Genomic DNA, 6,104 nt, shown 5'->3' with positions numbered 1-6,104 from the left:
ACATTTCAAATTCACCATTCCCAGTCGAACATGAGAACCATCTTTGAGAATAGCTTCTAAGGAAATTTTCATCTCTGGCGCAAATTCAATTACTTCTAATTCTCCCCAAAAACCACAATATTTTGCCTCTGGAATTTCTGGATGAATTTGACCTACATCTGGACGATGTAAATTAGCAGGAATTTCTCTGATGACTTTGCCAGCTACAATTAATTCTACTGTTACAGGTGGAGATGTTTTTCCTACTACCCATCCACCTATACAAATAGAAGTAATATTTTGCTCTATTCCTGGTTTTGGTACATCAATAGAACATCCTACTATTTCTGGATCTTTTTCATATAAAGAAACACCAACTTCGACATTTGTTTTAATCCTTAAACTGAAGTCTTCTTGTTGTCGAGTTAGATGAGGGTTATAACAAGGATCTGCATCTATTAAATGTTTCCACCTTTGCTTCATATTTTGAATTTCTTGTTGGAAACGTAATTGCTTTTCTCCTGTATTTTCTACTCCCCGACTTTTCGATTCATGATGATACAAAACAGCGTGAGGTACATAAATATTTCGATATCCTTTATCTAGGATTTTCAAACATAAATCAACATCATTAAATGCCACTGCTAATTCTTCATCGAAGCCTCCAATTTCTTCAAAAACTTTTCGCCGACACATTAAACAAGCGGCAGTTACAGCAGAATAATTATTCACAGAAATAATTTGACCATTATATCCACTATCAGTAGGAGAAAAACCTCGATGACTATGGTCTGCTATACTCCGCATTCCTAATACTACTCCGGCGTGTTGAATTGTATTATCTGGGTATAACAATAAAGCACCAACTGCTCCTATTTTTTCTCTTTGTGCTTGTTCAACCATTGCTTCTAACCAGTCAGAAGTTTTTACTTCTGTGTCATTATTTAAGAATAGTAAATAATCACCTTCTGATTTTTCTACGGCAAAGTTATTGAGCTTTGAAAAATTAAAAGGAATATCATGTTTATAACATTTAAAGCGTTGTGGCTCTTGATTTTTCCATGCTTCGATAATAGCTGTTGTTTCTGGTTCGTCGCTGCCATTGTCAATCAATATTACTTCATAATTTGGGTAGGTTGTTTTGCTAAAGATTGACTCTAGGCATCTATCTAAAATGTCTCCCAAGTTTCTCGTGGGGATGATAATACTGACTAGCTTTTTCTCTGGAATTTGATAACGAACTTGATAGAAACCAGGATGTTGAGTGAGGTTATAAATTGTTCCTTTTTCTCCTCGTCTTTCTAATGCTTCTGTTAATGCTTTTTTGGCTGTTTCTGCTGAAATTGTCTGATTTATTGCTACTCCATTTTCAGAAATTCTGCTGTGATAAAGTATTTTGGGAATGTGGAATATCTTTTGACTTGTTTCGCTTAACCGCAGAATTAAATCATATTCATAACTATTTTCATATCCTTCTCGAAAACCGTTTAAGTTTTCTAGTAATTCTCGGCGATATATACACAAATGACCAGTATACATTCGAGATAAAAATGAGTCTGGACACCAATCTGGTTTAAAGTATGGTTGAGTTAATGTCCCTTCTTTTGTTAATTTATCTTCGTCTGAATAAACCATATCTGCTTCTGGATGTTTATTCAGGAATAGCGCCATTTCATAAAGAGCATCTGGGGTTAAAGTATCATCAGAATTTAACCGGGTAATAAAATCTCCTGTTGCTAATGCTAAAGCCGTATTTAAGTCTGTGGCAAGATCTTCACTTTCATCTTTTAAAACTAATTTTACTCTGTTATCTGTTTCTAGATTTTGTGGAAGTTTATCGGCAATATAACAGATTTCCCAGTTTGGATAAACTTGATTTATAACTGATTCAATTGTCTCTTGGAACTCTGGAGATGCTTTTTTTTCTGGCAAGATAATACTAATTAACGGTTGATATCGAAAAGTGTCTAAATTTTCCGACATCTTCTTTAGTTTTTCTGAGCTAGGTAAATTTGCTTTTAGCCATAATTGATAGGTATCTTCTTTTTCAACTACAGGAGAAGTCGAGGGAGAAATAGCAGTATTTGCTTGTTCCTTATTTACTATTTCCTGTTCCCTTTTCAAAAGAGCGATACTTTCCTGTTGCCTGTTGCCTGTTGCCTGTTGCCTATCCTCTATTTCCTGTTCCCTTAAAGTCTTTTTTTTAGGTAATATTTTTTCTAATTCTGCCTGAATTTCAGGGTCATCTGGATTAATTTGTAAACCTAACTGATAAAAGGCGATCGCTCCATGAGTTTTCCCTTTTTTTACTAATGTATTGCCTAGTTGTAAATAAAGTGTGTGGTCTTCTGGTTTGATTTCTAATACTTTATGATAAAGCTGTTCGTTTTCTGGGTTATTTTCTATGGCTTTTTCGTACCATTTTATGGCTTCATCTAAATCTAATTGAGCGCGTTTTTTCAGGGCATCTCCTAATTTTTGATAAGCTTCTGGTAGGTCTGCTTTTAATTCTATAGCGCGACGATATGGCTCTATTGCTTCTTGCCAATTTCCGGTAGACCACAAAGATTTTCCTAAGTTAATATAAGACCAAGTAAAGTCAGGATTTAGTTCTATTGCTCGACGATAAGGTACAACAGCCTCTTCCCATTTTTCTAGTTTTAATAGACAGTCTCCTAAGTTATTATGAGACCAAGAAAAATCAGGATTTAATTCTATTGCTTGGCGGTATGCTTCAACAGCTTCTTCCCATTTTTCTAAGTTTTTGAGAGCTTCTCCTAAACTATTGTAATACCAAGAATTATCTGATTTTATTTCACTTGCTTTTTTATAGACTTTGACAGCTTCTTCCCATTTTTCCTGTTGTGAGAAAATTTCTCCTAGTTTGCCATAAGGAATATCAAATTCTGGATAATTTTCTGCTACCTTACTATAAGCTTCGATCGCCTCTTCTGTTTTTCCTTGTTCTTGGAAATCTTCTCCATATCGATAATAAATTTCTCCAATTTTTTCCTTGATTTCTATTTTATTTGGTTCTAACTGTTTAGCTATTTGATAATTTTTTAAAGCTGACTCTAGCTGTCCTTGATTTAATAAAGCATCTGCTAATTTTTCGTAAGGTTCTACATTGTTTGGATTGGCAAACATGACTCTTTGATAACAAGTAACTGCTTCTTCCCACCGCTCGTTTTGAATTAAAATTTCTCCTAATTTATAACTAGCTTCTACTAACTGTGGCTTTAACTGAATTGCTCCTTGATAACAAGCGATCGCCTGTTGTAATTGACCATTTTCATTCAGAGTATTTCCGGTAAATAAAAATTCTTCTGCTGTAGCTTTTCCTGGTTCTAGTCTTAATACTTGAAATAAACATTCTGCTGCTGCTGCTGACTGATTAAGCTGAGTATAAATTTTCGCTAAATTACGATATGCTCCAGCAAATTCTGGTTTAATTGCAATTGCTCTTCGATAATATTGTATGGCTTTTTCCCACTGTTTTTGTTGAGCCAATATAGTTCCTAGGTTGGCATGAACTTCTACAAAATCTGGTTTAATTTCTAATGCTTTTTTGTACCAATCTAATGCTGCTTCTAATTTACCCATAGCTTGTAAAGAATTGCCTAGTATTTTATAAGCTTTGGGTTCTGGTTTAATTGAAATAATTTTCTGACTTACAGTAATTGCCTGTTGCCATTTTTTCTGATTCACATAGGTCTGTGCCACCATCATATAAGTTTCTAAATCTTCAGTATTAATGGCAGCTACAGTTGGTTGAGGTGGAATATTATTTATCTGTTCTGCTGCAGCTAGAGTATCACTAGCATTTTCTTCATGATTATTTAAACTGCCAACTAAAGTATCTTGGGCTTCTAATTCTTGACTAGAAACTAAATTATATTTATTAGCTCTAATATCTGTTGAAGTTTCTACTCTTGTATTGGTATTAGTAGCTTTAAGTTCTATAGCTCTGCGAAAACAAACTGTTGCTTCATCTAAATTTCCTTGCTGTTTTAAAGCTTCTCCTAAATTTTGATAAGCTTCTACAGAATTAGTATTTAATTTAATGGCAATTCGGTAACAAGATATTGCCTCATTTAAACTACCCTGTTGCTGTAGATTTTTGCCTAAGTTCATCATTTCTTCTAGGGTGGCTTTTTCAGGTTCTATAGAAAGTGCTTTATACTGACAATATGTAGCAGATTTTTCATTACCCAAACATAGCCATACTTTTGTCATATTGCGATAAGCTCCGACAAAATCAGGCTTCAATTCTACAGCTTTTTGATAATAAGATATAGCTAATTGCCATTTTTGCTGTATAGCGTACAAACTACCAAGATTAGCATATACTTCCGGCCAATCTGATTTAATTTCTAATGCTTTCTTATAGTAATTTTCTGCTGCTTCTAATTTTCCTTTGACTTGCCAAATATTACCTAAAGTTTTATAGGGTGGAGCATAATTTTCTTCTATTTTTATCGCTAATTCACAGGAAGCGATCGCCTCATCAAATTTTTTTTCGGCTACATAAGCTTCTGCTTTTTGCTGGAATTTTTCTGCTGCGCTTTCTGGAGGATTTGTTGATGTCATTGTTTCTCTTTTTTTTTGCTACTATGAATTAAGTTGATTTTCAGTTTGACTAAAAGTTTAATTGAAAAAATGGCAATAGTTTCTATTTCCTATTCCTTGTTTTTTTGACCCTCTTCACTTCAGTTATTAGTTAACAGTACCTCCTGTAATACCAGTTTTCAAAAAGAATTATATAGAAAAGTATATCTCGAACGGATATGCTTAAAAATAGTTGCTTCAGTTCATTTTAGATAGTTATATCTATTGTCTTTACTTTTTTTTCAAGGGGTATTAATTGTAGGTAATAATATTTTACCTAATATTATTTCTTTGTAATGATGCGCTTAATAATTTTTTTTACGATCTTATTTTACCGTTAGTCATCATCTTTTATTAAGCACAACTTCATAGATGATTTTTATAATATCATGTTATGAGGGATTAGTTATTAAATAAGAGCTACAAATCAGGAGTCAGCAGTCAGAATGAGTGGCTTTTATAGTATTAATTAGAACTTACTGATTAACTCTCAAACCATTGACAGATCAAGGTAAGTGCCTTTTTATATCGAAAAAAGTCCCAACTTTTCAGTCTAAAAAACTCAAAAATTTGTACCATTTGTGAATAATAATGCTATATTTGATTACCATCTCGTACCATTTGTCTGTAACAATACCTTTAATAATTCTTACCAAAACCTGAGTTTTACTAATAGCTGTTATCTTTTATTAAGTGCAACTTTATAGAAAATTGGTATCACTACTCACTAGTGCAGAATGGCGGAAATAACTGACCAGTTACAAAATCCTAAAAGCCTTACCAATCAATACTTCTGACTTCCGCGTAGCGGCACTAGCTCCCCATCTCCCTGTTACTAAAGATAAATAACAAACTTTTTGAGATTTAGTACTAGTATTATTGACAGACAAAGGCAGAAAATTCAAGGGACAATTTCTCCGACTACCTCCTAATTAATTCCCATTTATCCTGAGTTATGACATAGAATTCGGTTATATAGCATTTTCAAATGAGATGTAAATCTAGATTGAGATTTTTTCTTAGAAAAAAGTTATGTATTGAGTGCCATATATTCTTATGTTTACCACTATTTAATACTGTTTTCCTTCTTTACTATTCCCTATTCCCTATTCCCTATTCCCTTTTTCATAGCACTAAATTTCCACATCCCAAATAAAAACGCTATATAGCAATCAGGAATCAGTTGTAAGAATTGAGGTGTTCCTTAAAAGTATAGAATATAGCAAGTATTATATTTATATGATACGTTTTTTTCTTCTTCTCTGTATCTCTGTTCCCTGTTCCCTAAAAGTTTCCAATATCTCACAACTCAAATCATATTGCTATATAATATATCTTTGATAATTCTATAATTACTTTAATATTTAATCTCTTCCAAAAGAGGCAACAGGCAACAGTGATAAATAATTGATAATTTATGGATAAGAATTAATTTTATTTTTGATTTTTACCAGATGTCTAATATTTAATCTCCCCCACTCCCCCACTCCCTTACTCCCTTACTCCCCAAACCCTAA

General features: G+C 33.1%; 1 protein-coding gene. It reads right to left on the bottom strand.

Features of this window, described 5'->3' with window-relative positions; all coding sequences use genetic code 11:
• The coding region (locus AC3DU7_RS22150) for a tetratricopeptide repeat protein (RefSeq protein ID WP_488041469.1) at positions 1–4,569 on the bottom strand (4,569 nt) is incomplete at its 3' end.
• Positions 4,570–6,104 lie beyond the last annotated feature (1,535 nt).

The organism is Okeania sp., assembly GCF_983059655.1.
Note: the sequence above shows the minus strand (reverse complement) of the source record. Positions and strands in the feature narration are given on the sequence as shown.